General features: G+C 43.9%; 18 protein-coding genes. 3 read left to right on the forward strand and 15 right to left on the reverse strand.

All coding sequences use genetic code 11. The features are described 5' to 3' along the window. Nucleotides 1-24 precede the first annotated feature (24 nt). The 3 genes from VYJ22_RS00680 to nhaD all read right to left on the reverse strand — a co-directional run bounded on the left by VYJ22_RS00680 (nt 25) and on the right by nhaD (nt 3,925). On the reverse strand, nt 25-1,098 hold the full coding sequence (locus VYJ22_RS00680) for a DUF4837 family protein (RefSeq protein ID WP_329904429.1): 1,074 nt from the start codon (nt 1,096-1,098) through the stop codon (nt 25-27). 311 nt (nt 1,099-1,409) lie between these two features. After that, nucleotides 1,410-2,483 (reverse strand): phosphotransferase enzyme family protein, encoded by a 1,074-nt coding sequence (locus VYJ22_RS00685; RefSeq protein ID WP_329904430.1) that lies wholly within the window; start codon nt 2,481-2,483, stop codon nt 1,410-1,412. A gap of 50 nt (nt 2,484-2,533) precedes the next feature. Further along, a complete protein-coding gene (nhaD, locus tag VYJ22_RS00690) occupies nt 2,534-3,925 on the reverse strand; it encodes a sodium:proton antiporter NhaD (protein WP_329904432.1) in 1,392 nt (463 codons plus the stop codon). Between the two features lie 174 nt (nt 3,926-4,099). Between nhaD and tsaB the strand changes: the two genes are divergently transcribed. Beyond that, nucleotides 4,100-4,822, forward strand: a complete 723-nt coding sequence (gene tsaB, locus VYJ22_RS00695; RefSeq protein ID WP_329904433.1) for a tRNA (adenosine(37)-N6)-threonylcarbamoyltransferase complex dimerization subunit type 1 TsaB — start codon at nt 4,100-4,102, stop codon at nt 4,820-4,822. A gap of 175 nt (nt 4,823-4,997) precedes the next feature. Next, entirely contained in the window at nt 4,998-5,381 is a 384-nt protein-coding gene (locus VYJ22_RS00700) for a DUF1573 domain-containing protein (RefSeq protein ID WP_329904435.1), read from the forward strand. A gap of 156 nt (nt 5,382-5,537) precedes the next feature. On the opposite strand, the gene sov is transcribed toward VYJ22_RS00700, so the two are convergent. The 12 genes from sov to VYJ22_RS00760 all read right to left on the reverse strand — a co-directional run bounded on the left by sov (nt 5,538) and on the right by VYJ22_RS00760 (nt 21,395). After that, the gene (sov, locus tag VYJ22_RS00705) at nt 5,538-12,686 is read right to left on the reverse strand and encodes a T9SS outer membrane translocon Sov/SprA (protein WP_329904436.1); all 7,149 of its coding nucleotides are present in this window, start codon (nt 12,684-12,686) and stop codon (nt 5,538-5,540) included. A 56-nt stretch (nt 12,687-12,742) separates the two neighbouring features. Next, nucleotides 12,743-13,339, reverse strand: coding sequence for a Holliday junction branch migration protein RuvA (gene ruvA, locus VYJ22_RS00710; RefSeq protein ID WP_329904437.1), 597 nt, complete (start codon nt 13,337-13,339; stop codon nt 12,743-12,745). 178 nt (nt 13,340-13,517) lie between these two features. Further along, nucleotides 13,518-14,216 (reverse strand): LrgB family protein, encoded by a 699-nt coding sequence (locus VYJ22_RS00715; protein WP_407989096.1) that lies wholly within the window; start codon nt 14,214-14,216, stop codon nt 13,518-13,520. Further along, nucleotides 14,213-14,563, reverse strand: coding sequence for a CidA/LrgA family protein (locus VYJ22_RS00720; RefSeq protein WP_329904438.1), 351 nt, complete (start codon nt 14,561-14,563; stop codon nt 14,213-14,215). Before VYJ22_RS00720 ends, VYJ22_RS00715 begins: the two co-directional genes overlap by 4 nt. A gap of 196 nt (nt 14,564-14,759) precedes the next feature. Further along, nucleotides 14,760-14,891: a hypothetical protein gene (locus VYJ22_RS00725; protein ID WP_329904439.1), complete on the reverse strand. Its 132-nt coding sequence runs from the start codon at nt 14,889-14,891 to the stop codon at nt 14,760-14,762. 1,506 nt (nt 14,892-16,397) lie between these two features. Next, complete coding sequence (locus tag VYJ22_RS00730) at nt 16,398-17,705, reverse strand: IS5 family transposase (RefSeq protein WP_329903374.1); 1,308 nt, start codon at nt 17,703-17,705, stop codon at nt 16,398-16,400. Between the two features lie 316 nt (nt 17,706-18,021). After that, entirely contained in the window at nt 18,022-18,174 is a 153-nt protein-coding gene (gene rpmH / locus VYJ22_RS00735; protein ID WP_329904440.1) for a 50S ribosomal protein L34, read from the reverse strand. Between the two features lie 70 nt (nt 18,175-18,244). Beyond that, a complete protein-coding gene (locus VYJ22_RS00740) occupies nt 18,245-18,835 on the reverse strand; it encodes a Maf family nucleotide pyrophosphatase (protein WP_329904442.1) in 591 nt (196 codons plus the stop codon). Nucleotides 18,836-18,877: 42 nt separating this feature from the next. Next, nucleotides 18,878-19,399 (reverse strand): KdsC family phosphatase, encoded by a 522-nt coding sequence (locus VYJ22_RS00745; RefSeq protein ID WP_329904444.1) that lies wholly within the window; start codon nt 19,397-19,399, stop codon nt 18,878-18,880. Nucleotides 19,400-19,406: 7 nt separating this feature from the next. Continuing rightward, nucleotides 19,407-20,183 (reverse strand): Rossmann-like and DUF2520 domain-containing protein, encoded by a 777-nt coding sequence (locus VYJ22_RS00750; RefSeq protein ID WP_329904446.1) that lies wholly within the window; start codon nt 20,181-20,183, stop codon nt 19,407-19,409. Between the two features lie 22 nt (nt 20,184-20,205). Next, nucleotides 20,206-20,769, reverse strand: a complete 564-nt coding sequence (locus tag VYJ22_RS00755; RefSeq protein ID WP_329904448.1) for a nitroreductase family protein — start codon at nt 20,767-20,769, stop codon at nt 20,206-20,208. A gap of 221 nt (nt 20,770-20,990) precedes the next feature. Beyond that, nucleotides 20,991-21,395 (reverse strand): copper resistance protein NlpE N-terminal domain-containing protein, encoded by a 405-nt coding sequence (locus tag VYJ22_RS00760; RefSeq protein ID WP_329904449.1) that lies wholly within the window; start codon nt 21,393-21,395, stop codon nt 20,991-20,993. 453 nt (nt 21,396-21,848) lie between these two features. Between VYJ22_RS00760 and VYJ22_RS00765 the strand changes: the two genes are divergently transcribed. Next, a complete protein-coding gene (locus tag VYJ22_RS00765) occupies nt 21,849-23,969 on the forward strand; it encodes a M3 family metallopeptidase (RefSeq protein WP_329904450.1) in 2,121 nt (706 codons plus the stop codon). Nucleotides 23,970-24,273: the final 304 nt, after the last annotated feature.

A 24,273-nucleotide genomic window follows, 5' to 3' on the forward strand; every position in this document is an offset into this window, starting at 1 on the left:
TGTATACATGGAGCAATGCTCTGTCTATTGCATCACAGATGTTTTACTTTCCAATATCTCGGCAGCGTTGAACTTTTTGATATTATCCGGGCGGAAGCTATACAGCCCGGCTTCCATCATACGTAACAAGGTGAGTTTTTTCTCATTGGGGTTATATACAAAGCCCTCTATTACGTACACCTTGCCGGCTTTTTGGTCGATGTATGCCTGGCAGACAAAAGGCCCCGACATCATGGCGCCGCCCTCCATCTTCCAAATGCCTCTCAACTCACCTCTTATCTGTCCATTTGCTGTTTGGACATAGCGATGATAGAGATTGTATTTGCTCTCTGTGGTGGGATAGCTACCCTCTACACCGCCTTCTATGTTGGCTTTGAGTACAGAGTCGCGCACCTCTACCATGCGGTCTATGGCTATATCTTTCTTGTTTTTGAACGGGAAGGAATACACCAGGATGTCATGTCGCTTGCGTGCCAATCCGTTGGACATCCATAAAAAGTCTTTGCCTACTTTGTAGCTTTTGATGTCAGAAGGCATATTGACATGATGTTTGAAGAGACTGTCGGTCAATTCGTCGGCACGGGTGCTGTAGCTATCTTCCAGCACTGTCCCGAAACGGTATAGCTCATGACGTACCAGCAAATTGATGAGTGCAGCTTTGTTGCGATCGAGATAGTTGCTGAGCGAATCAGCAGAAGGAGTATTGAGACGTATCACAATCTGCCCCTTGGCCCATTCATCGTAATTATATTTGAGTGCGGTGGAGGTAAAGCGTGTATTATCGACATCGACTATAACGACATTGCGTACATAGCGAAGAAAATCGCCGAAAGAAGGAGTAGCTACTCGAGATATGCTGAAGTTGGGCTCGTCTTGGGTAAGGGACAGAGCGGGCTGTGTGAGCACGCCGTAAACCTTGGCTCCGATAGGAGCATTCATATACTCATTTTCCATAACCAGCATAATTTCACCGGGCTTACCGGTAGCCTGGACAAAGGTGGAAGAAGTATTCTTGCAACTTGACACCAGCAGGCTTATAGATGCTACACCAATGCAAGTCATTAATAGACTTACGTAAGTTTTGAAAGTCTTTTTCATCTCAGCGCAATTTATTGATTATGCTCAAAGATACAACTTTGTATGCAAGAACGATGAACTGCTTCGAGGAAAAAACAATTGGCTTTTACCCGCGAAGCTGGTAGAGGTATTCTTTAGATATATGCTTGCTGGGATTGCTGAGAGATATTTACAGGAAACCAATCATAGATCCTGATCAACTGAAAAAGGGTGAAACTAAAGTGACGAGGATATAAAAAAGGCAAGCAATACCCTCTCACCCATAGAGATTGAAGGCATTGCTTGCCATATTAATTATCATAACGGTGGGAAATACTTACATCGATACGGACTTAGACTCCCAAAACAGCTTCCATTTCCGGAGCTTTCTCTTCCAGACGCTCCAGATACGTAAACTGTGCTATGGCTCTGCGAAGGTTATGCTCCGGGTCATGCACCTTATAATAGGTATCGCCGTTGATATAGTCCGTAAGAAAACGCACCGCCTGCATGTAAGTCATCATACGTCCGCCGTAAGCGATGAGTTTGCGCTCCATAGGGGTAAGGAACTTGCCCGCAGTGGAGAGGTATCCCTCGACAAAAGATTTGTACACCGGCATATTCACTCCTATTTTGTCAAGGTCGGCTTCGTCTTCAGCACCGGTATTCACTCCCGTTCTGATGAAATCACCTACGTCACTAAGTATAAATCCCGGCATCACAGTGTCCCAGTCCACAACACAAAGTACATGATCATCTTCGTCAAACAACACATTGTCCACCTTGGTATCACAATGTATGGTACGCTTGGGTAGCTTATCCTGGGCATACAACTGCTCTTGCAGCACCATCTTATCAGCTCGGCTTTCCAGCTTATCTACCAAGTCTTTGACCTTAGCATATCTGCCTACCGCATCACGGTTCACAGCGTCACGTAGCTCCCCGAGACGGAAAGACATGTTATGAAAGTTGACTATAGTATCGCCTAATACGCCTTCGGGAATATCGGATAATATCTCTTCGAAACGTCCGAAAGCTTCGCCTGCACTGCGAGCTGTTTGCGGAGTAAGATCAGAGAGACTTTTGCTTTGAGGGATATAACGACAAAGACGCCAGTAATGCTCACCGTCGAATGTATAATTCTTGGACGGATCACTTGCCAAAGGATAAAAGTAAAGGAATCGCCTTTCATAGTCGGCCAAACCTTCCTCACGTAACTTCTCTTCCATTTTTTTGCTCACAACATCGATGTTATGCTGCAACACTTCTATCCTCGGGAAAACATGATGATTGACTTTCTGCAACACCCATCTGAGGTTGCCTTGCGCATCTTTTACTCCAAAAGTGTCATTGATATGCCCGTTGCCGAATGCTTTGATTTCTCCTATCTCTTCATTCGGTAAAAACTGTTTTACAATATCTTCCATGATAAATATGTATGAATACTCTAATATTAATGGGTAAACTAAATAGTGTCTTATGCAAATAACATGAAGGTTACTCCTCCGCAAATATAACCTAAAAGAGCGAGTGCGCTAAATCTTTTGAAATAATATCCGAAACTGATATCTTCCAATCCCATTACGGTAACACCTGTGGCGGAACCGATGATGAGTAAACTACCCCCTGTAACCGCACAATAGGCAAGAAACGTCCAGAAAGATCCATCGAGAACAAATGGGCTCACTACCCCCGTTACAGCATCTACAGGGTACATACCCAATACTGCTGCGACAAGAGCTACGTTGTCCAGCACTGAGGAAAGCAAACCTATAGAGCCTGCAAGCAAATCTGTATTGGGCATGATCTGAGATATTCCCGTGGAGGCCTTGGCAAGCTGCCCACCCGTCTCCAAAGCTGCCACAGACATAAGAATGCCGAGGAAGTAGAATATCGTGGAAAGATCAGTTTGGTGCAATAAATTGGTAATACGTAATTCGGAAGCACCGGAGAGCCGTTTCTTGTGTTTGTGAAACATGATCTCGGTATAAACCCAAATAATCACAAGTCCGATGATAGCTCCCATAAATGCAGGGATATTGAAGAATGTTTGATAAAAAGGAATGAGCATCAATGAACCAATACCGACCCAAAACACTGTACGACGGGCACGGTTGGGCAGGATATCTCCCCACTCATCATAAGAACTCTCAGCTTCCAAACGGAGCTTGGCCTTTTTCTTGAAAAGCCAGAAGTGAGCTATGATCAAAGGAACTAACATATTGATGAGCGCAGGCACAAACACATGCGTGATCTGATGGAGAGGTGTGATGCGTCCATTGGTCCACAACAGCAAAGTAGTGACATCACCGATAGGAGACCACGAGCCGCCGGCGTTGCAGGAGATGATACACATACAAGCATATTTGAGCCGATCTGTCCTATCCGGCACCAGTTTGCGCAGGATAGCTATAATGACGATGGCCGCAGCCAGATTGTCGAGAAAAGCAGAGAAAAAGAAAGAGGCAAAAGCGACTCTCCATAATAAACTACGCTTATCTGTAGTAGAGAGATAGGCAGTGATTGCTTTGAATCCTCCGTAGTTGTCTATGGTATTTACCAACACCATAGAACATAGAACAAAAAACAAAGTGCCGGACACATCGCCCAAATGCTCGGTAAGGGATGTGGAGATATAATTGCTTATCACGCTGCCACCCGCCGGTTGGCTTGAAGCCGGATAATGAGATGTAAACTCGGTAAACCCCGCCGTTCCTATGGCAATACTCCCGTCTGCCAAAAGAAATACCCACAGGCATACACACATGATCAGAGCTATAGCACTCTTGTTGATCTTGATTTTATCTTCAAAGGCTATTCCCATAATACCGGCAATGAAGATAACAGGCATTGAATAAAAACTAATCATAACCTTAATACTTTATATAGTTAATGTACTTTTGGTATAACGAACAAAGGTACATTTACTATGCTATTTACTATTATAATCTTAAAATTATTTTCTTTTCAACGCACAAATTAACGTCGGCAGTATCGGTTTCACTCAAAAGAATGCTAAATTTGCACCACTAATTCCTTTAAAATGACTGATAATAAACTCAATACAATATTACTCATTGATACTACCACTACAGCATGCTCAGTGGCTATGTGTCATGGTAAAGAAATCATAGCCGAACGAAACTTCTTGGAAGATAAAGCCCAACATGCATCTCTTATAGGAGTATTCGGGAAGGAAGTACTGGAGCTCAGCGCTCAGCAGGGTTATCACCCGCAAGCCGTAGCGCTCAGTGCCGGCCCGGGATCGTACACAGGACTCCGCATAGGCACTTCTTTTGCCAAAGGTATTTGCTTCGGATACAGCATCCCTCTGATCCCTGTTTCCACCCTGGAACTTTTAGCTCATGAAGCTATCATACACGGTGATGTACCTGAGGGAGCATGGATATGCCCCATGATTGATGCCCGCAGGATGGAGGTCTATACAGCTATCTTCGACCACAAAGGCAACCGTATCACAGACGATCAGCCGTTGATTATAGATGCAGATATTTATGCTTCCGAGCTTCAAGAAAGAAATATTGTGTTTGTAGGCAATGGAAGTAACAAATGCTCACAGGTCATCACTCATAGGCATGCCATATTCCCACAAAGAGCCTATCTACCCATAGCCTCCCAAATGACCGAGCTGGCTCACAAGGCTGTAAAAGCGGAAGCGTATGCCGATGTAGCTTATTGGGAGCCACACTACCTCAAAGAGTTTGTAGCCGTTGTGGGTAAGAACAAAGTATTGGGAGACTTGTAAAAGAGGTAATTACGGAAGGCTCCCGCATAAAATATGTTAAAATCGATTGGCATCACAGCATAAAATAACATATTTTTTCAAATTACAAGCAAAATTGTTTTAATTCTCCCAAATAAATAATACCTTTGTGTATTGACGATTTATTAGTACAATAAGATAAAATAGATATAATTTTATGAAAAAGTTAATTTATTCATTATTGGCTCTTATGCTTTGCGTAGGAGTGGTCTATGCTCAGAGCAACAAGGGGGCAGTAATTACAGCCTCTGAAACAGATCATGACTTCGGAACAATCAAAGAAGCCAATGGTAAAGTATCACATACATTCATGGTCAAGAACACAGGTTCTTCACCTCTCGTATTGACACGTGTAGTAGCCTCATGCGGCTGTACCACTCCGGAATTTGACAAAGAGCCTATTGCCCCGGGCAAAGAAGGTCGCGTAAAAATCACTTATGATCCGGCAGGACGTCCCGGTCCGTTCGTAAAGACCATCGCCGTTTACAGCAATGGTCGTGACGGAGCCTTTGTACTGAGAGTCAAAGGGAATGTAGAGTAATTATGACGTAACAGGGGAGATCGGTTGACTAGCGAGATAAAGAGCTTTATCAACACCGATTAAATCCCTAAATCTTATTTAAGCATGTGCTTCTTGAACCAAAGCACATGCTTTTTTTGTTTTCATGATAGAGCTCAATTTGAGATTGTATATCGTTCAATAACTAAAATTGAGACGAAGGCTCACACCGTAATTTGTGTTTTTTACGGGAAACGCTATAGTGCTCACTCGAGGGCGATTGATTTCACATTCGTAGAATGCCCGCAACATAATATATTTATTCAGGTCATAATCTGCACTAATCCCCACTCTTTTGCCTAAGCTGCCATTGGTGGATACACTATACCGCTCCTGTATTTTTCGCAGCATAATAGATGTCTCGTTAAGGGAGTAATTAGCTCTGATCACCAAGGCTCCACCATTGTATTCTCCACTTGCTTCCTCCTCTTTCTTCCCTCGACGAAGTCCCAGCAATCGATCAAAGTTATTGACCTTGTAGCCCAATGTGCATGATAGCTCGTTGATATACTCTTCCAAGATCTGATAAGCATTGAGATTGAGGGTGACTCCTCTATTTTTATTCCAATTCAATTTAAAGCTAAACCCACCCAAAGTAGTCATATCCACACCAAAAAGAGGGAAGAAACTCTCTTGCAAGGTTACTGAAGGTATACTATAGATACCTGATGCAATAGGCCTTACGGCTCCGTTATCACCTTGCATGGGTCTTAGTCCCAAATGTCCTTCGGTACGTACCCATCCGGAATAGGATGTATAATTTCCTATAATATACTTGGCAGTGTAGTAATGAGATAGGGTAATGTCGGAGAAGATATTCTTAATCTTGTCTATCTTACCAAGGCCGGAGTAGCGGATATTCCAGTTGGGCAAGGCCGAGAGTAATCCCGGCAGAGGGTTGAATATAGAAATTCTTTTGTCCCCCGATGAGGTATAAGCCGAGAGGAAAGAGGGGATAAGGACTTCCGGTGAGTTCTCGGAAATACCTGTTTCTTGCACCTTTATTTCTTGACCGGCATATGGTGTATTTTGTATAAAACCACTATTAGGATAGATACGTCCCCGATAATGCTCCATTACGTCCGACATGATCTTCCCACGAGTATTTAAGAAATTCTCAAAAGCCCTGGAATTGCTTTCGCCGTCAGATCGAGAGTTCCCGAAAAAGCTTTTCAACCCTATTGTAGTCATCATAAAATTACCTCCGTATATGGATGACATATCTTTCTCCGCAAAGCGTATCTGTGTCTGACGGGATAACGAGTGTATAGTACGTAAAGTAATTTTGAGATCAGGGAATGGCTCTAATCTGATCATCCAATCAAGCGTCTGTGTGCGGGAGTAATTGGCAGGGTAGATATCGGGATTGTCAGTAATAAGCCACCCCTTTTGCAATGCATCTCTCACGTACCCTTCCTTCACGAAACCCAATGCATACCCAATGCCAGGTGCTATGCCTGCGGAACTTCCGCCCTGTCCGCCCACATCCCTTACATCTGGACGAAACCCTGGTAGATTCAGACCTTGTGAATAAGCGTAGCTGAATTTTACATCTTTGATCATGAAGAGTGATCTATACAATTTCTTCAGCCATAAGCTCCCCATAGGCACTTCCTTATCTCCCACATCTTCCCCTCGTGTGCGAGGTCTTCGACGCAAGCTCCGTTCGAGTTCGTTATATGCATCATATTTGCGGTATAGTCGTTGCAAATCGAACGTTGTATTCGTTTCGAGATTGAGTTGATTCCTCACTGTATTTCCTATCGGTGAGAAGCCCGCAATATGCTCCGGGCCACGCTCCCAGGAGTAGTTGGCCGTATATGTGGTTTGGGAAGTAATCCAATTCAGTTTCCTGATCGACTCCGTGGGCAGTGTGTAGTTTACGGTAAGCGTCTGGTCATAATGCATCGGTTTGCCCAGGTCCATAATACTCCGAAGTACGGAGTCTTTCCATACCTTATATCCATCAGGATTAGTCTTACGGTTCACCTGCATGTATGGCTCTTCGATCAAAGCATCTGTACCACTATTGAAGTCTGCTGTAAGATTACGGATCAGACGCCATTGCATAGACAAACGTCTGTTCCATGAGAACTGTTGCATAAAAGTAGCAGCTACGGGCTGATGGGCATGAACCTTGTCTGTAGGTGTAATATTACGTATCTGCTGTTCCTGATAGTTTCTCGTGATAAAACTTTGGATATTGATATGCTCAGGCCAGAGCTTAAGATCGAACTCTCTCGCTGTTTTATTTCCTTTATTTTCCTTGTCAAATATCCGAAGAGCTTTGAATGGCAACACATAGTCATATACTACGCCGGCTCGCCATGACTGTTGGTTCTCATACTCAATATCAGGCGAGTGCATCCTGTCCGAGGCCTGCGAGTATGTAAAAGAGAGATTTGCAGGGTCGTAAGGCATGGGCGTTTTACTTCTGATATCCACACGGGCATTGGTGATGGCAAAGCCTGACGACTGCTTGTCCGTAACACTTATATTGCGTAGAGAGTCGCGTTGATTATTCGTCTTCAGCCCTGCCAGAGCATCTTTGAGCTTGATATCATCGTCCCACGGGTTATACTCAGGGGTAAGATGCTCGGCATTGCTCGAGTAGAAGAACGGGATCACGAGATGAGCTTTTTGCGGGAACAGCTTGCCTAGGTCAAGGTTTGTGTTGAAGTCTACACGTCTTCTGTCATCCATGCTACGCTCCAGCAACGAGCGGTCTATCCCCCCGAACCCGGCAGTCATATATTGACCGGCAAGACTCACATCTCCGAGATCCGCCAGCTTGACGTTCATATCAGCTTGTACAGCCCAGCCTTTGCCATCGGCAAAATCAGAAAGTCGCAATTCATTGGTCCACACCTCTACACTCTGTATCTCATCCGAGCTATTGGTTACTCCCATCATGATGGTACGTACATTACCCAGCCCGGGGTTTCCCTTCACCGTCATTCTATTTTCCGGATGAGCAGGATCATTCTCTGTAAAACGGTGAAAGAAATCCGCACCCGGAGTACCTACGGCACTCATACCGTTACGGCGTGATTTGAGTCTCGCCCAATTATTCAGATCGATATATATCTTATTGGCCACAGGCCACACCTTCTCTCTATCCGTGAGGCTGTAACTGCTGTAAGTACCGGGTTCGGTGATTTCCATGGGGATGCTGTACTCATAGTAATTGTGTCGGTAATCTGATCCCATACGAATAAAGAATCTCAGATCTCCACGGCGTATCGGTTTGTGATCTTGTGCCTGTTGCTCCGCATGCACAAAGAGTTCCAACTTCTTGAATTTCCTCAAATCCAAATTCACATTCTTGTACACCGCCCTACTCTCTTTACGTGTCAGATTAGATATTTTCAGACTCAGCGACTGCTCGTTGCGTATGCGGTTTTGACCCGTACCTGATTCGTTTACCTGTCGGTCAATATCCGGTGGCAACACGTAATTCACCGGCCTGCGATCTGCATTTTCTTCGAGATTCACTGTAGTAAGTTCCAGGCTTGACGCAGAGGTGTTGCCCACGCCTTCCATATCAATAGGGCGATTATAGATGCGCCATTCGTTACGCACCAGTCTGAGCGAAGCAAATCGTAGAAATACCTCATCACGAAATCCCGTAAGAAACAAACGCATGAAACGTATCGACTTGAAGTCTGAGACTGATCCTACCTTGCCATCATAGTGATTGATGGGGACTTTGAACTGATACCAATTCACTGTTTCCGTTGCTCCATTTGGTAGTTTCACATCCGCGCTCTTGATATCGGTAATGTAGTTACTTCCAATCCTCATATCTGCCGGAACAAGCCGTATCTTATATTTATAATATCGCTCCGTTTCATTGAGTATATTATCCTGATTGATATCTTCTATATCCGGTACCGTCTTAGCTGCACTTATGTTTTCATGATTGCCGTCCTTGGCTTCGGCGGAGTTACCCTCAGTACCATTGTAGTAGAGGTATCTATCCAAAATAGGACTCCGGCTCTTGTCGAAGTCATTGTTGCGGTAGTGTTTGAAGTTATCACCGGCAGGATCATTGAGCGGGCTCATCTTGTCTTCCTCCCATTTGCTGAGTACCGATGGTCGCACTTTGGCACGTAACTTCTGCACATATGCTGCATATGAGATATTTTCTTTTTCTTCTTCCGTGCTTATCCCGTTGAGCCCCACATCTTGCACGGCTCTGGCTCCCGCAGTGTTGTCAAAGGCATAACCGGAACTTTGTCTTTTGGGCACTTTGCCCCATACCGTTTTCTCCACTGCTGATTCATCTTTATTGACGGGAAGGCCGTTTTCAAAAAACTTTTTCCCGTCTTTCAGTACATCTTCCGATACGTCACCCAGATTGATTATAAGGCTACCTCCTGCCGACGAAGGATTATAGATAAAGGGATCCAGTAGCCAGAATTCTACATATTCTATATTCGCCGCTTCAAAATCAGACTGCTCAATGCGTCTCATAATGCCTCCGAAGTTCTTTTCAGGCTCACGGACATTCCCTTGGGCATCTATAGCATCAGCATCAAGGTTGTAGGCTCCTCTCATACGGGGATAATACGAGATATTGAGCGTGGGTATAGAGCTAATCCTATTATAATTGATCTCTTTGTATGGAAAGAGCTCTCCCGTTCTGATCATACGGGAGTAATGGTTGCTTTGCAAGTCCGGATCGTTCCTCATGTAAGGAGGCATACGATGTATGAGCTCTCCTGTGTAGATAGGATCTATCATAAACCATGCGATGTGAGAGCGGTGCATGCCATAACGCAGATCATTGGTCAATGAGGCTTCGGGAAAAAGAGCAGCAGCACCTTCTTCAAAAGGTACGGAACTCAACATCCATCCGTAAGGATTGATCAGGTCTATATAGCTTTGCGATGACTCGAAGTCATCGAGGTAGCTGTACCCCTGCTTATTACCCTTGCTATAGTGCCCGGGGAGAAGCTGTGCAAACTCTGCGTTGAAATTGATAAGAGAAGGCTCGGATGTTTCATAAAACGGTAGTTTGTCCAGCCATGATGTAAGCTTGCGCGACTCTTTGCGTATATTGATGTTCAATCCCCACAGCGTATTTTTCATAGCTTCTTCTCCAAACATTGTTTTGCCGGAGAGGGGCATTTCTGAGAGATGCATCACTGTAGCACCTATATTTGTATAGTCATTGAGGTGATAATTCAGATCCACCCCCAATACTGTTTTCCTCATCCCCCTGTTGAAGCTTTCATTGTCCACCGATATATCCAGTGGAGTACCGGCATTGAGGAGTGACGTGTTGAGTATCGTCGCTATCCCCGCTTGGTAATCGATCGAGTAGTCTACATTTTCGATTAGTTCTTTGGCTCCCGCACTTATCCTCACGCTACCCGGAGCCAGATTCACAGCTCCGAGGTTTATCTGTCCCGAGGTAGAAGATCGGTATTCCCCCTTGATGATAAACTTATTCTTTTCGGCTGCTTGTCTCGCTTCCACAAGGGTTTTGTCGTAGAGTTCGGTGTAGGCAAACTGATTAGCTGTTCCTCCCTGCCCTATAGCATCCGCAAGCGTAGAGCCAAAGGGTGCAACCGACGGGAATACCACAGCTCCTATCTCGGGAATGATGGTGATTCCCTCCAGAAAATCGAATGCGCCATCAGGCAATGTTGATTTTTTGCTGTCGAGTCTATCCAGCCCCAACACTCTGAGTAGCGGCACGCCTGTGATTTTACCCGCATTAATACTGGGCTGGAAGTTCCCCACATCATCACTCCTATACAGAATATCAAGCTTAAATCCATCGTGCTGTACATTACTGATACCACTACCCAAGTTATATATATTCTTCATCATGAGATGCCAGTAAGGCGACCGAGGTTCCTGCAGGGAACCCTTGAGAAGTTTCACAAAGATATTGTCGGTAGACTTATCAGGTCTATCCGATGTGAACTCACCCACCTGAAATCTTCTTCCTTGATAGGTGTATTCATAAGCCACTGCAAGACATTCGTCAGCATTGAGCCTGAAATTGAGCGATAGATATCCCAGTGTAGGGTTCAGGATGTATTCGTTGGGCGTCAAAAGCCTAGCATTTTCCACTTTCTCATAGTCTGTCCCCACGGTATAAGTAGGCGATAGTCCCGCATTCAATCCATCCACTCGCCTGAGAGACGGATTGGAATTAATCTCTTCATAAAGGGTATTGGCAAAGTTATTCATGATCGGTTCCCCCTTTTTAGTCACATGGGAGTTGAATATTACCGAAGGCTCGCCAAGGTCAGAAAAGGCAGCTACATTGCGTGCATTGTCATATTTACCGGTTTTATTGGTAACCCATACTTCTATACGGTTTATCCTGATACCGGAAGTAATCACAGGCACATGAGCCATCCATCGGTCGAAGTGATCGTAGAAGTAATGCCCGAGAAAAAAGTGTCTGTTCTCGTCATAGCCATCGGACTGTAACTCGAAAGCCTGTGTCTGTTTACCGCCACGAGTAGCCAGCTGTCTACGCTGCGTATGCTGCTGGCTGGCTGCAATGTCAATGTCGAGTTTGCCAAACTGAAGTTTGGAGTGAATCCCGAACAGCCGTCCGCCACCATTGATCAACGAGTTACGAGGGCGAAAGAAGATATCTCCCACATCAATAAACTTGATGATATCGTCCTCCTCTCCGGTGTAAGACAGTTTTATACGTCTGCCCTCGCGATCAAAAGTCGCTTCTGTATCATAGTTGATATCCATCTTGAGGCGTGTGCCTAGCGATGCTTGAGCATTGAGCCTGATGAGTTCCTGAAAATTAAAGTATTTGCGCGTACGCCGTGCTGTGCTGATAGCCGGGTTATCTATATGTGTTCGGCGCATACCCAGTGAGAAGTCGGCAGTACCATTGAGCTTGATCTTGAATCCCCCTTCTCCGAAGATCTCTTCCAAAATACCGCCGTCCTGTTTCATTGTGGGATGTGTCATAGTCTGCACAGGAAACACCCGCATAGACTCGGACAACGATAGAGGTAAGCGCAGGGGGGGTATCACCACAGGGGCTACTATCGGTAGGGCGCGGAGCGAGTCTGCAGGGAGTCGCAGAGGTATGGGATAAGCGTTTTTGGCGGTAATTGCGGGAGATATACCGATGTTTGTATAGCGTGATCCCACGGAACCTAACTTATGTTGCCCCGTGACGGACGAAGCATGACGTACCTGTGCATGCATTGCAGAGAAAGAGCAAAGCGACACCAAACATACTATGAGTATGATCGTGAAGAAGTATGTGCAATGATGTTTGGTGATTCTCCACATACGGTGTCTTTGCTAATACACATCCATAAGTTTTGGTCAATATCTCGGATTACTTGTCAGAGTAGTCGCAGTGCCTTTTTGATGATCTCCTCTACAGACATGGAAGGGCTGGAAGTAACTATAGATCTCACAGCTTTGCGAATGTCGGCATCTCCGTATCCCAGCATCTTCAATGCCTTGGAAGCCTCCTCGGCAGCACCAGCATGTGCATAGGCATCCGCAAGAGGAGAGGTTACCTCTACTCCATCTTCGAGAGGAACAAGTTTGCCTTTCAGATCCACGATGATGCGCTGTGCGGTCTTGAGCCCGATACCTTTTACAGCTTTGAGAGCTTCTGTTTGTCCCAGCGTGATGATCTGGTTAAGCTCCGCGGGGGCATAGGTACTCAGGATCACCCGAGCCGTATTGGGGCCTACTCCGGACACAGTATTGAGCTGTCTGAAGAGTTCTTGCTCCGCACTCGTGGCAAAGCCATACAGCAGATGAGCATCCTCTCGTATAATTTGGGTAATAAGCACCTTACCCTCCCGTTTGCCTTGGTATGCTGTATAGGTAGTAAGAGATATATTGACCGAATAGCCTACTCCCCCACATTCCACAATCATCATGGTAGGAGTAAGCTCGGCAATATCACCACGTAAATATGCTATCATATCAATTTGATTTATTTTTTCGAAGTTGATTATTTGCAAAAGTAGCCATTTTAGCCCAAAGGGCATCTATCTGCGAATCAGTCAGCGTTTTTCGCCCAATGACTTACTGCAAATAAAAAGTCCGGAGAAGCTGACTTCAGCTTTTCCGGACCCCTGAGAGAGACTTCCATCTAAAACTCTAAAGAAAAGCTCCGCATTTTTCAATGAGCGGGAGCAACAATGCTGTTATAATACCCATAATGCCGATAGCCAACCCACTCAAAGCTCCTTCTATGGCACCCATCTGTATAGCTGTAGCAGTACCTACACCATGAGAAGATGCTCCCAGAGCCAGCCCTTTGGCAATAGGGCTCTTGATCCTGAGCAACCTCATGAGGGGTGGTGCTATAATGCTACCCATAATGCCTGCAGCAACTACGACTACGGCTGTGAGCGGTGGGATACCTCCGTTTTTGGCAGCCAGTTCCATGGCTATGGGGGTAGTCACCGATTTAGGCTCCAAGGAGGCTATGAGACTGTGGTTGGCTCCCATCAAGGAGCCTGTTACTGCAATGGACACAATGCCTATAAAGGCTCCTGTGAGTACAGATGCAAATATCGAAAGCACATTGCCTTTGAGATGATGCACCTGCTTGTAAAGGATATATCCCAAGGATACCACCGATGGGCCCAAAAAGAAATTGAGCATATGGCTCGATCGCAGAAACTGCTCATAGGGAATGCCCCAAAGTTTGAGGAGGACGATGATCACCACAATAGAAATAAGTAAAGGATTGGCAATGGCTGTGCCCACAGCCTTGGATAGCCTGATGCTCAGCAAATAAATGCCGATCACTGCTCCCAACATAAAGACCTCGCTTGTCATAATCTCCTTCACGGCTTTCGCCTCCTTTCCAGCCTATCCTGTATATAAGCTACGGATCCGATAACCAATACAGAACTCACTATGACGCAAATGAGTATTATGCCCCAGTATTGCCTGATAAGATCCATCTGCGTCATCAGCCCTACTCCTGCAGGCAAGAAGAATAGCCCCATATTATCTGCCAGTAATCTTGCAGGGGCATCGACTTTATTTTCGGGAATTATTTTGAATGATAGAGCTATAAAAAGGAGTATCATACCCAATACACATCCCGGAATAAAGCCTCCTGTAAGCTTACTTGCGAGTTCTCCCAACCAGCAGAATAGGAATACATTGAAAATCTTGATAAGACTTTTCACCGGATTAATTTTTTATAATTAAAATTCTATGCTAAGACAAAGTTATTATATTTATTTAAAAACAAGAGGGAGCTATTTAAATTAAGCACAAGGTGTATATGCTCATGTAGAATGACTACGATTGAGTAAAGGATTGTCCGTAAGCAATATGGTGCGACTATCGCACTTTCAAAAAATAAACTAAAAATTTTAGATCTTATGCAGAAAATTGAAATAGGGGTGTTGGCAAAAAAAGGCTTTCTTCTCGTGCTGATTTTTTATTACTAAGAAGAGACCGTTGCATAGCAGGCAAATTGCTTCGTTGCTTGCGAGATTCGCGCTTGGTCATTTACCTCAAGTAAACTCCCTGTGCACTCACTCTTAGCGCCTTGCACTTTACCCTCTCTGCCCGGTCAAAGTGTCTTTTGTCGGCTTTGCCTCCAAAATCCACAAGACTGTTGACTTTTGCAACAGTCTCAAGAAGTGAAAATAGAGCCACGATAGATTGCCTCCGTACCGATACAATCTTTTTTCATCAAATCAAGCGATACATCTTGACATCGGCTCCTTGAGATTGTATCTTTGTACTTTTACAAATTACATCTTCAATACGATATACTTAAAAAATATACTAAACAGACATGGAAATAAACGGCAATAACTCACGTCAGTCCTATAACAAGCGGAACCAGATTACGAATACTTCACGCAAAAATGCTACACACGCAGTGGTACCCATAGTAAAATCATCCCTCCCTGTAAATGAAAGATTCAGGATTTACTCCCTCTTATTTGATAATTGGACTTCAAAGATATACCTGTTCTGTAAATATTGATTTCGTCCTTGGTAGACATCTATGTCTGTGAAATATAACAACTCACTCTCGCAACATATTATGAATTTCAATGTAAAAACAAAGAACCGAAACCTCATCACACCCTCACTCCCAAAGGCACTATATACCCGCCACACCCTGTATCGGCTACACAACAACCCAGAGTAACATCTCTCCATTATGCCCAAAGCAAGCGTCTTCACGCTTAGCAACATTTGAGCAAAATCACCTGAAAAACTTCAATTTTTTCGATATCATTTACAAGGTAGATAGGATCATTCAGAAAGCTATCACCCATACAGTCGGCTGATTTATCCTATAAAGTCTACAATTCTATCATACACGGTCAATCGAGCTATCCTATAAAGTCTGCAATCTTATCATACACGGCCGGCCGACCTATGTATAAAGTCAACAATCCTATCCTAATAGAATTACACACGGATAGATCAGGAAATAGAAATAGCACCCGATATAATAACGATATGAAATAAAGAGGAGCTATATACCTCAATAATTGATCAACATAACAAGGCTGAAGTCTCAGATTTATTTAAAGCTTTTTTTCCCGATTTTATTCCCTCAAAAACCAATTTCTTATTTAGACTTTGTTCAAATAAGGCTCATGTCTTAGTTAAAACACCGGGAGTAAAAAAGAAAAAAACATAATACTAAATATATTTAGTACACAAATTTCTAAGCATATAAGTCCCCCTCTATATCTGCCTAATTTTATTATTTCTATCTGGCATATTTTCAATTCAGTATTTCTATATCTTTACATCATTGATACATGAAAGCCAATAAAATCAAGCATAAATCATAATAAATAAAGTAGCACCAAAATCGCAACAACCACGTAAGCAACTCGCTACAAAAACACATACTTCATGAGACAGTCAAATTTTATATCATGTATTCTTACAGGCATCATCATTATTATGCTCAGCTCCTGCTCAATAGAGACTGTTGACTTTTGCAACAGCCTCAAAGAATAAATGTGGATACGTAGTCGTCCCTTAAAAAGCACATTTCAGCGCAATCCTCTCCATTGGGAGTGTTTCGCTGATTTTGTTTATTAGGTACAAAAGAAGCTTCATGGCTCTTTTGAAGTTATATGCCGCTGCAGCTAACATTACATTGATAGCATCCCCGAAGAGCCCTTTGTAAAAGTTACGTCCCAAGCGATAATCTGATTTTAAATGTCCGATAGTTGGTTCTATTCCTGCACGCTTGCAGAAAAGTCGATGCTTCTTTTTACGTTGATAATAACTGTCTTTAGCTTTTGGAGTGTCAGGAATCAATATCTGCGTACCGTTTATTTCTTTTTTTCCACGGTAACCTCTATCTCCGGCCAGTTTCTTAATCCTTTCTCCCGTGAGTCTCTTCACCTGATCGAGGCTTTGCTCTATGGTATGTCCGTCGTACTCATTACGGAAAGAAGAGGCTCCCAAAATCACTCCCGTCATGGAGCGTATAATCGAGACTTTGTTTCCAAACTCATATTTTTTGTGCTCCTTACCTTTACTGATGCATTGAACATCCGGTTCATGAAGAGAATAAATCTTTTGAGTGGAATTACGCCGTTGCGAAAGAATCCTTTCAAAGAGGGAAATGAGTTTGTCGTACTCCCTGTTACTACCTAGGTTTCGTTTAAGTTCCCGAACCAAACGTCCCGCTATTGTTCGTAACCGTTTATCCGCTTTAAGAGCTTTCTTACGGTTCTTGGGATGGTTGCGAAAACGTTGATCCCGATAAATTCTTTTCAATACGAAAGTATAGCTTTGACGAATGGGTAGATTGAGAGCCCTTGCGATTTTGAGAACCTTGCCTACTATCTTCTTATGCAACTTGGCATCTGTAGGATAGGTCACATTCTTTTCCTGCACGGTGGAGTCTATAAAAGCGGTATCGTGGTGATCCTTATCATTTTTGTCATCATTCACACGAATACTTTCTGCAAGAATAAGCTCTATCCCTCTTTCGCCGATACGTTTGCGGAAGTGAACCAGTTCCGAGGCATTGCAGGGAAAGGAAGGTGTAAACTCCTGCATGCCACAAAAATATTGAAAATAAGCGTTCTCACTCCATTGTTCTACAACAGATTCATCTGAAATATTGCGCAAATGCTTGAGAATTAAAAGACCACACATTAAACGAATAGGCTTACCTGGACGACCATTGTCAGGGCAATACAAGGAAGAAAAAGCCTCTTCGAACCTTTTCCAATCGATTTTATGGGAAAGTTTATACAGAGGATGTTGCTGGTTGAGCAAATCGTCCAGCGAAGAGAACAGTGATTGAACTGTTTGAGTAGGGCGTATCATAAAAAAAAATCTGCAAGTTTCTACATCCAAAGATACAAAAACTTGCAGATTTATCAAAGAGTATAAGAATATAATTCGCTGTATATCAGAAAATAAACACAATTTTAAGGGGCGACTACGTAGTGAGCAAAATGAGCGTAACAGAAGCTCTTCATAACTGAGTGGTACGCATACAAAAGCGGTGATTAGCATCCTTTGGAGATGTAATCACCGCTTTTGTATATTGTACGTTGTCAGTTTGTCTTTGGAATAAGGCAAAAAGTGTAGCTATCTTTAATGACAGCTCCTCCCAATGCCCGTATAGGCGTCAATCGTATTAACCTACGTATTCGTCAGAAACACTTAACTTAGCACGACCTTTGGCACGACGAGCAGCCAGTACACGACGACCGTTTGCTGTAGCCATGCGAGAGCGGAAGCCATGCTTGTTCTTTCTCTTTCTGTTAGAGGGCTGGAAAGTTCTTTTCATTGCTTATCTATATTTTAGTTATTATCTATTTGTCTGTGCTTTGGGGTGCAAATATACGAATTATTTACAATTAATCAAAAAACCGTAGCAACTCCTTTGACAATTGATGCACGGGTAATCCCATGACATTGTAAAATGAACCTGATATGGACTGAATGCCAATATATCCTATCCACTCTTGTATGCCATACGCCCCCGCCTTGTCCAGCGGATTGTACTTATGGATATAATAATGTATCTGTTCGTCCGTAAGCTTGTCAAACGTAACATCACTGATATTACTGAAACTTTTTTGGCGACCTGGAGTGGTAAGGCACACCCCCGTAACGACACGGTGGGTGCGTCCACTGAGCTTGTGCAGGGTAGCTGTAGCTTCGTCCTTGGAGTGTGGCTTACCGATGATGTCATTGTTGCCCAAAAGCACTATTGTATCCGCTGTAATCAGTAATACGTCGGGATCCATGAGCGGCTCATATGCTTTGGCTTTGCATACGGCTATATGCTCCGGTACTCGCAAAGCATCCATACCGGCAGGGTAACTCTCGTCTACATCGGGCATGGCTCGCTGCTCGAAGTCAATGTCCAATCCTCGCAAAAGCTCTACCCTGCGGGGCGATTGTGAACCCAATATCACTCTACAATCTTTAAGTTGCTCCCACATGATTTCAAATATTCCGTATTTCTACCATAACGTACTACCTTATTACCAACCAAACCCCTCACCGATGTGCCAGCAGCCGTTGGCTCGCATAGTCTGCTCTATCACGTCACGCACTACCCCCTCGCCACCGTTGTATGGCGATATGTACTTGACTATAGCCTTGACCTCGGGCACCGCATCGGCAGGAGCCACAGGCAGAGCCACTCTCTCCAATACAGGGATATCGGGGATATCATCACCGATATAAGCGATCTGCTCGAGGGTGATACCGGTCTCCATCATCAGCTCATTCAACTTGGCGACCTTGTCTCTGGCACGCATCGTGATATACTGGATACCCAGTTGTCGTGCGCGCTCGTGCATAGACTGGCTATAGCCACCGGAGATGATAGAGACGAGATAGCCTTGCTTCACTGCATACTGCATCGCATAGCCGTCCTTAACATTGACTGTACGCATGGGCATGCCGTTCTGGTCCAGCGGGCTGATAGTACAGCTGATTACACCATCCATATCGAGAATAAAAGCTTTGATTTTTGTCAAATCAAAAGGAATACTACTCATAGTAAGTTCAATCTTTGTTTTTTAATTCAATAATACTTTTTGAGAGTGTTTTATAGATATTTTGATATTCAGGATTTGATTTGAGCAGGTCAAGATGCTTGGTCATCGTAGCGAAGTCTTCACGAACAGCCGGCCCGGTCTGCGCCATATGAGCAGGAACATACTCCACCTTTGCGGCCGTTTCTCTGATGAGGGGAACAAGAGAATCGGCAGGGAGGTGATGATCCGAAAGTAGTTGCTGTGCTATGGCATAAAGATGATTGGTAAAGTTGCATGCAAAGACTGCAGCCAAATGGAGTTGGAGCCGTTGATCTCCAGTGCAAAACAATACATTGGTGCTTACTGTACGTGCCAACCTCTCCAACACATCACGCACAGCCGGAGTGGCTGCCTCTATGTAAAGGGGAACAGAAGAGAAATCGAGTGTGCGATCCTTCGAGAACGTTTGTAAAGGATAGAAAACTCCGGACTCAGAGTGGTGACGGCATATCGCATCCAGTGCAACAGAGCCTGCTGTGTGTGCCCAGAGGCCTTGGGTAGCGGGCATGGAGGCAAATACCGAAGGTAAGGCACTGTCTTTGACCGAGAAGATGTAAATATCGGCATCTCGGACTATGGCAGACAAATCATCAATAACGGCAGGTTTGCCCTCTAATCGGGAGGCAAGAGCCGTGGCATTGTCAATATTACGGCTGTAGACGGCTGTAACACGGTGTGCTGCACTCTCAAATGCCTGAGCCATATGTACAGCTACATTACCGGCTCCGATCATGACAATGTTCATAGCGCTAATCCTTGATCTTTATTTATTCGGCAGTGGTATCGGCGGTTGTATCTTCGGTGGGGTACTCGCCCAGAAATACGTGCTCCCATTTGAGGGTTTCTTCCTCACGGGGAGCTTTATCTTCACCTTTATGCCCTACCCCGATAACGCACAAAACTTCGAGCTGGTAAGGTATGTGAAGCAACTGTCGCACATACTCTGCAGCGTCTTGACCATTGGGAGTAAGCTTGTTGTATACATGAGCCCAACATGAGCCCAAGCCCAATGCTTCGGCTTGAAGTTGCATATATCCCGCAGCAAGTGAGGCATCTTCTACCCACGGCTCACACTCCATGGGACACCCCAAGACTACTATGCCCACCGCACACGACGACAGGAATGTACAACCTCTCTCCCGCATATAACTAAGGGCTTTGAGGGTTTCTTTATCTTCTACCAATATAAAACGGGTGGAATGTCTATTCATCGAGGAGGGAGCTCTGAGAGCTGCCGATAATAATGCTTGAACTTCCTCGGGCGTGAGTGCCTGATCGGTAAATTGCCTGATACTGCGGCGTCTGATAAGTATATCTGAAAAAGAATTCATAATCTCATAATTGTTTCTGTGGATAGTCTCTACCAACAAGATACAAAGATAATTAAATAAATGGCTCCTGCCATTTACCTATCTATAGTGAGATTGATGCCAGAAAATGGATATATCAAGGGAAAAATATAAGATAGCAGGTAGATGTGAAGGTCTGGTTTGTGGGCACAACAGCTTGCCATGAAGGCATTAAGCCGGCATGATGTAAAAGATGCAAGGGTTTAGTCCGATATCTTGTTGAGCATATAACCCTCGTTGAGTGCCTGAGCCAGTTTCGCTCCGCTTTCTTTGAGCTGTACCAGCTTTTTGCCTTCTATCCTAAACTCTTTGTTATTGTTGAGCGGGTTATTGGGTGCAAGATGAATGATGTCATCCGATAGCTCAAACTCACCCGTAATCACATCTGTGACGGGATACTCTTCCACAGTCACGGTCTGCTCCGTGTATGATCCATCCTTATATAAAGTAAGACTTATGTCTTTTTTGACTCCGGATGCATCCGGTATCACACCGCAATACTTGCCGGCTACATCATTGTTGTTGTAGCTGCAACTGCCCAGAAGCAATATGGCGGATGAGATAAAGGCAAGCTTGATCAAAACGCTAATAACTGTTTTTATCCGCATAGCTCATAGTTAAATTTAATGATTTCCAACTCCCGACGATAGCTTTATCCTCAGCCAAGCATCGCCCTGTAATTATAACCTCATAAGAGTATTTGTTGTTGGGTCTGCCCCCAACTACTTATACTATGTAAAAGTTAAATAGTATAATTTACTGCATAAATATAAGCAAAAAGACAAAAATAAATGTTAAATCTATGTAAAAAATATAAACCAAACACGCACATTTCTCTTCGAATGTGCAGATTTATGCAAATTCAGGAATGATTATTATCTTTGCCTGATACCCATATAAAAGATGCTACACACTCTCAGGGGCTTGATGATAAACACATAACAAGATCATCAGCATTTCTAAAAATAAATGGAACAGCTCTATTATATCTCTTAGCTTACTCAAATAGTATTTGAACATTATTCGGTTATTATTAATTTAAAATATCACGACAAACATTCATGAAGAAATTAGTACTAAGTCTAACGATGCTTGCTATGCTTACAGCGTGTAACAGCGGAAAGAAAAATGAGAAGAGCACGGGTGATAACCCACTGCTCCACCCGAGCGAACTTGCTTTGCAAGCGCCCGATTTCAGTAAAATAAAAACAGAGCATTTCATGCCGGCCTTCGAACAAGGCATGAAAGAGCATGATGCTCAGATCGACTCTATAGTGAACAACCCCGAGGCTCCCAATTTCGAGAACACCATTGTGGCGATGGAAAAGTCAGGAAGATTACTGGCTCGTACGTCTACTATATTCTTTGGGCTTTCCGGTATTGAGAGTACCGATGAGATGCGCAAAGTGGAAGAGGAGATCTCTCCCAAACTATCAGCCCACAATGATGCCATATACCTCAATGACAAACTGTATCAGCGAGTAAAAACAGTATATGACAACGAGTCCAAGACCTTGCAAGGCGAAGATGCCAAGTTGCTGAAGGAGTATTATGAAAACTTCTTAAAGGCTGGCGCAGCCCTGAGCAAAGAGGATAAAGATAAGCTCAAAAGCATCAACCAAGAGCTGGCTGAGCTAAGTACAAAATTTGGCAACATGCTTACGGATGCTACATCTGCCGCCGCAGTAATAGTGGATAAAAAAGAAGATTTGGCAGGATTGTCCGACAGTGAGATCAGCAAAGCGGCATCGGATGCAGAAGCTAATAATCACAAAGGGAAATACCAACTCAACATCACCAACACAACACAGCAACCTTACCTGGCCAATCTCGACAATCGCGCTTTGAGAGAGAAAGTGCTCAACGCTTCGTTGCACAGAGCAGATCAAGGAGGGAAAAATGATACCCGCGAAACAATACTGAAGATTGCAAAACTGCGTGCAGACAAAGCAGCATTGCTGGGCTTCAAAACATTTGCAGATTGGAAACTGCAAGATCAGATGGCTAAGAATAGCGAAAACGTATATGCATTTCTCAATAAAATTATCCCCGCATATCTACAGAAAGCAAAAGCCGACGCTGCAGAACTGGAAGCATTTGCAAAAAAGACAGAAGGAGCTGACTTCAAACTCGAAGCTTGGGACTGGGCTTACTATGCTGACAAACTACGCAAAGAAAAGTACGACTTGAACCAGAATGAAGTAAAAGAATACTTCGTGCTGGATAGTGTGGTACAAAACGGCATATTCTATGCTGCCAATAAGCTCTACGGACTTACATTCAAGCCCAGAACAGACCTCCCTGTCTATAACAGTGATGTGAAGGTGTATGACGTATTGGATAAGGATGGTTCACAATTGGCTATCTTCTACACCGACTATTTCCACAGACCGCTCAAAAGCGGTGGTGCATGGATGAGCAATTGGGTGGATCAAAGCAAATTGTTCAATACAAAACCTGTAATTTACAATGTTTGTAATTATACAAAACCTGCCGAAGGTGAGCCGGCTCTGCTTTCAATGGATGAAGTAGAGACTCTGTTCCATGAATTCGGACATGCTTTGCATGGAATGTTCGCCAATCAACAGTATCCCTCTCTTTCGGGAACCAGTGTGGCACGGGATTTTGTGGAGATGCCTTCACAATTCAATGAACATTGGGCTACTGATCCGGCTGTATTGAAGAACTATGCCAAACATTACAAGACAGGCAAAGTAATTCCTCAGGAGCTTATCGATAAAATGAATAAGGCTGCTCGCTTCAACCAAGCCTATAGCTTAGGTGAAAATCTTGCATCTGTAGCTCTTGATATGGCTTGGCATACCATAGCTGCCGGCTCTGATATTAAAGATGTAGACCGCTTTGAGCAAGATGCATTGTCTAAGATAGGTCTTAATAATAGTCAAATACCGCCACGATACCGGTCTACTTATTTCCGCCATATTTGGTCTAATGGATATTCCGCAGGGTACTATGCATATTTGTGGTCAGAGGTATTGGACAATAACGCTTACGACTGGTTCAAAGCACATGGCGGACTTACAGCAGAGAATGGCCAACGCATGAGAGACCTCATACTGAGCCAAGGTAATACCAAGGATTTCAATCAGATATTCTCCGAATTCACCGGACTGAAAGATCCTGACATCAACTCTCTGCTCAAAGCAAGAGGACTCAAATAATTTTGAAGAGACCGTACTGCGGAATCAGAGCTTTTCCAACTCATGCTATCCGTTTCTCACCAGAGGTTTACATCCGGAAGGTTCCGGATGTAAACCTTTTTTAATTTGAACTATTATCTGGGGTTGAAAATGGGAAAGATCGGCAATTTGATCCTCTAAGCATATAATGCTCACACTCAAAACAATCATCAAATATGGTAAGGCACTAAGAGGTATATATGCGGAGAGAAGGTATTTGTCAACAAGCCATTGATCGCCATTCTGAGTATAATATTCAATCAGAGAAAGTATGATTGCCAAGTTT

This window comes from Porphyromonas pogonae, from assembly GCF_036320655.1.
GTDB classification, from domain to species: Bacteria; Bacteroidota; Bacteroidia; order Bacteroidales; family Porphyromonadaceae; genus Porphyromonas; species Porphyromonas pogonae.

What these genes read in the sequence shown, in the direction of transcription:
- VYJ22_RS00680 (WP_329904429.1), bottom strand. Translation starts at nt 1,098, where the DNA reads ATGAAAAAGACTTTCAAAACTTACGTAAGTCTATTAATGACTTGCATT.
- VYJ22_RS00685 (WP_329904430.1), bottom strand. Translation starts at nt 2,483, where the DNA reads ATGGAAGATATTGTAAAACAGTTTTTACCGAATGAAGAGATAGGAGAA.
- nhaD (WP_329904432.1), bottom strand. Translation starts at nt 3,925, where the DNA reads ATGATTAGTTTTTATTCAATGCCTGTTATCTTCATTGCCGGTATTATG.
- tsaB (WP_329904433.1), top strand. Translation starts at nt 4,100, where the DNA reads ATGACTGATAATAAACTCAATACAATATTACTCATTGATACTACCACT.
- VYJ22_RS00700 (WP_329904435.1), top strand. Translation starts at nt 4,998, where the DNA reads ATGAAAAAGTTAATTTATTCATTATTGGCTCTTATGCTTTGCGTAGGA.
- sov (WP_329904436.1), bottom strand. Translation starts at nt 12,686, where the DNA reads ATGTGGAGAATCACCAAACATCATTGCACATACTTCTTCACGATCATA.
- ruvA (WP_329904437.1), bottom strand. Translation starts at nt 13,339, where the DNA reads ATGATAGCATATTTACGTGGTGATATTGCCGAGCTTACTCCTACCATG.
- VYJ22_RS00725 (WP_329904439.1), bottom strand. Translation starts at nt 14,891, where the DNA reads ATGACCAAGCGCGAATCTCGCAAGCAACGAAGCAATTTGCCTGCTATG.
- VYJ22_RS00730 (WP_329903374.1), bottom strand. Translation starts at nt 17,705, where the DNA reads ATGATACGCCCTACTCAAACAGTTCAATCACTGTTCTCTTCGCTGGAC.
- rpmH (WP_329904440.1), bottom strand. Translation starts at nt 18,174, where the DNA reads ATGAAAAGAACTTTCCAGCCCTCTAACAGAAAGAGAAAGAACAAGCAT.
- VYJ22_RS00740 (WP_329904442.1), bottom strand. Translation starts at nt 18,835, where the DNA reads ATGTGGGAGCAACTTAAAGATTGTAGAGTGATATTGGGTTCACAATCG.
- VYJ22_RS00745 (WP_329904444.1), bottom strand. Translation starts at nt 19,399, where the DNA reads ATGAGTAGTATTCCTTTTGATTTGACAAAAATCAAAGCTTTTATTCTC.
- VYJ22_RS00750 (WP_329904446.1), bottom strand. Translation starts at nt 20,183, where the DNA reads ATGAACATTGTCATGATCGGAGCCGGTAATGTAGCTGTACATATGGCT.
- VYJ22_RS00755 (WP_329904448.1), bottom strand. Translation starts at nt 20,769, where the DNA reads ATGAATTCTTTTTCAGATATACTTATCAGACGCCGCAGTATCAGGCAA.
- VYJ22_RS00760 (WP_329904449.1), bottom strand. Translation starts at nt 21,395, where the DNA reads ATGCGGATAAAAACAGTTATTAGCGTTTTGATCAAGCTTGCCTTTATC.
- VYJ22_RS00765 (WP_329904450.1), top strand. Translation starts at nt 21,849, where the DNA reads ATGAAGAAATTAGTACTAAGTCTAACGATGCTTGCTATGCTTACAGCG.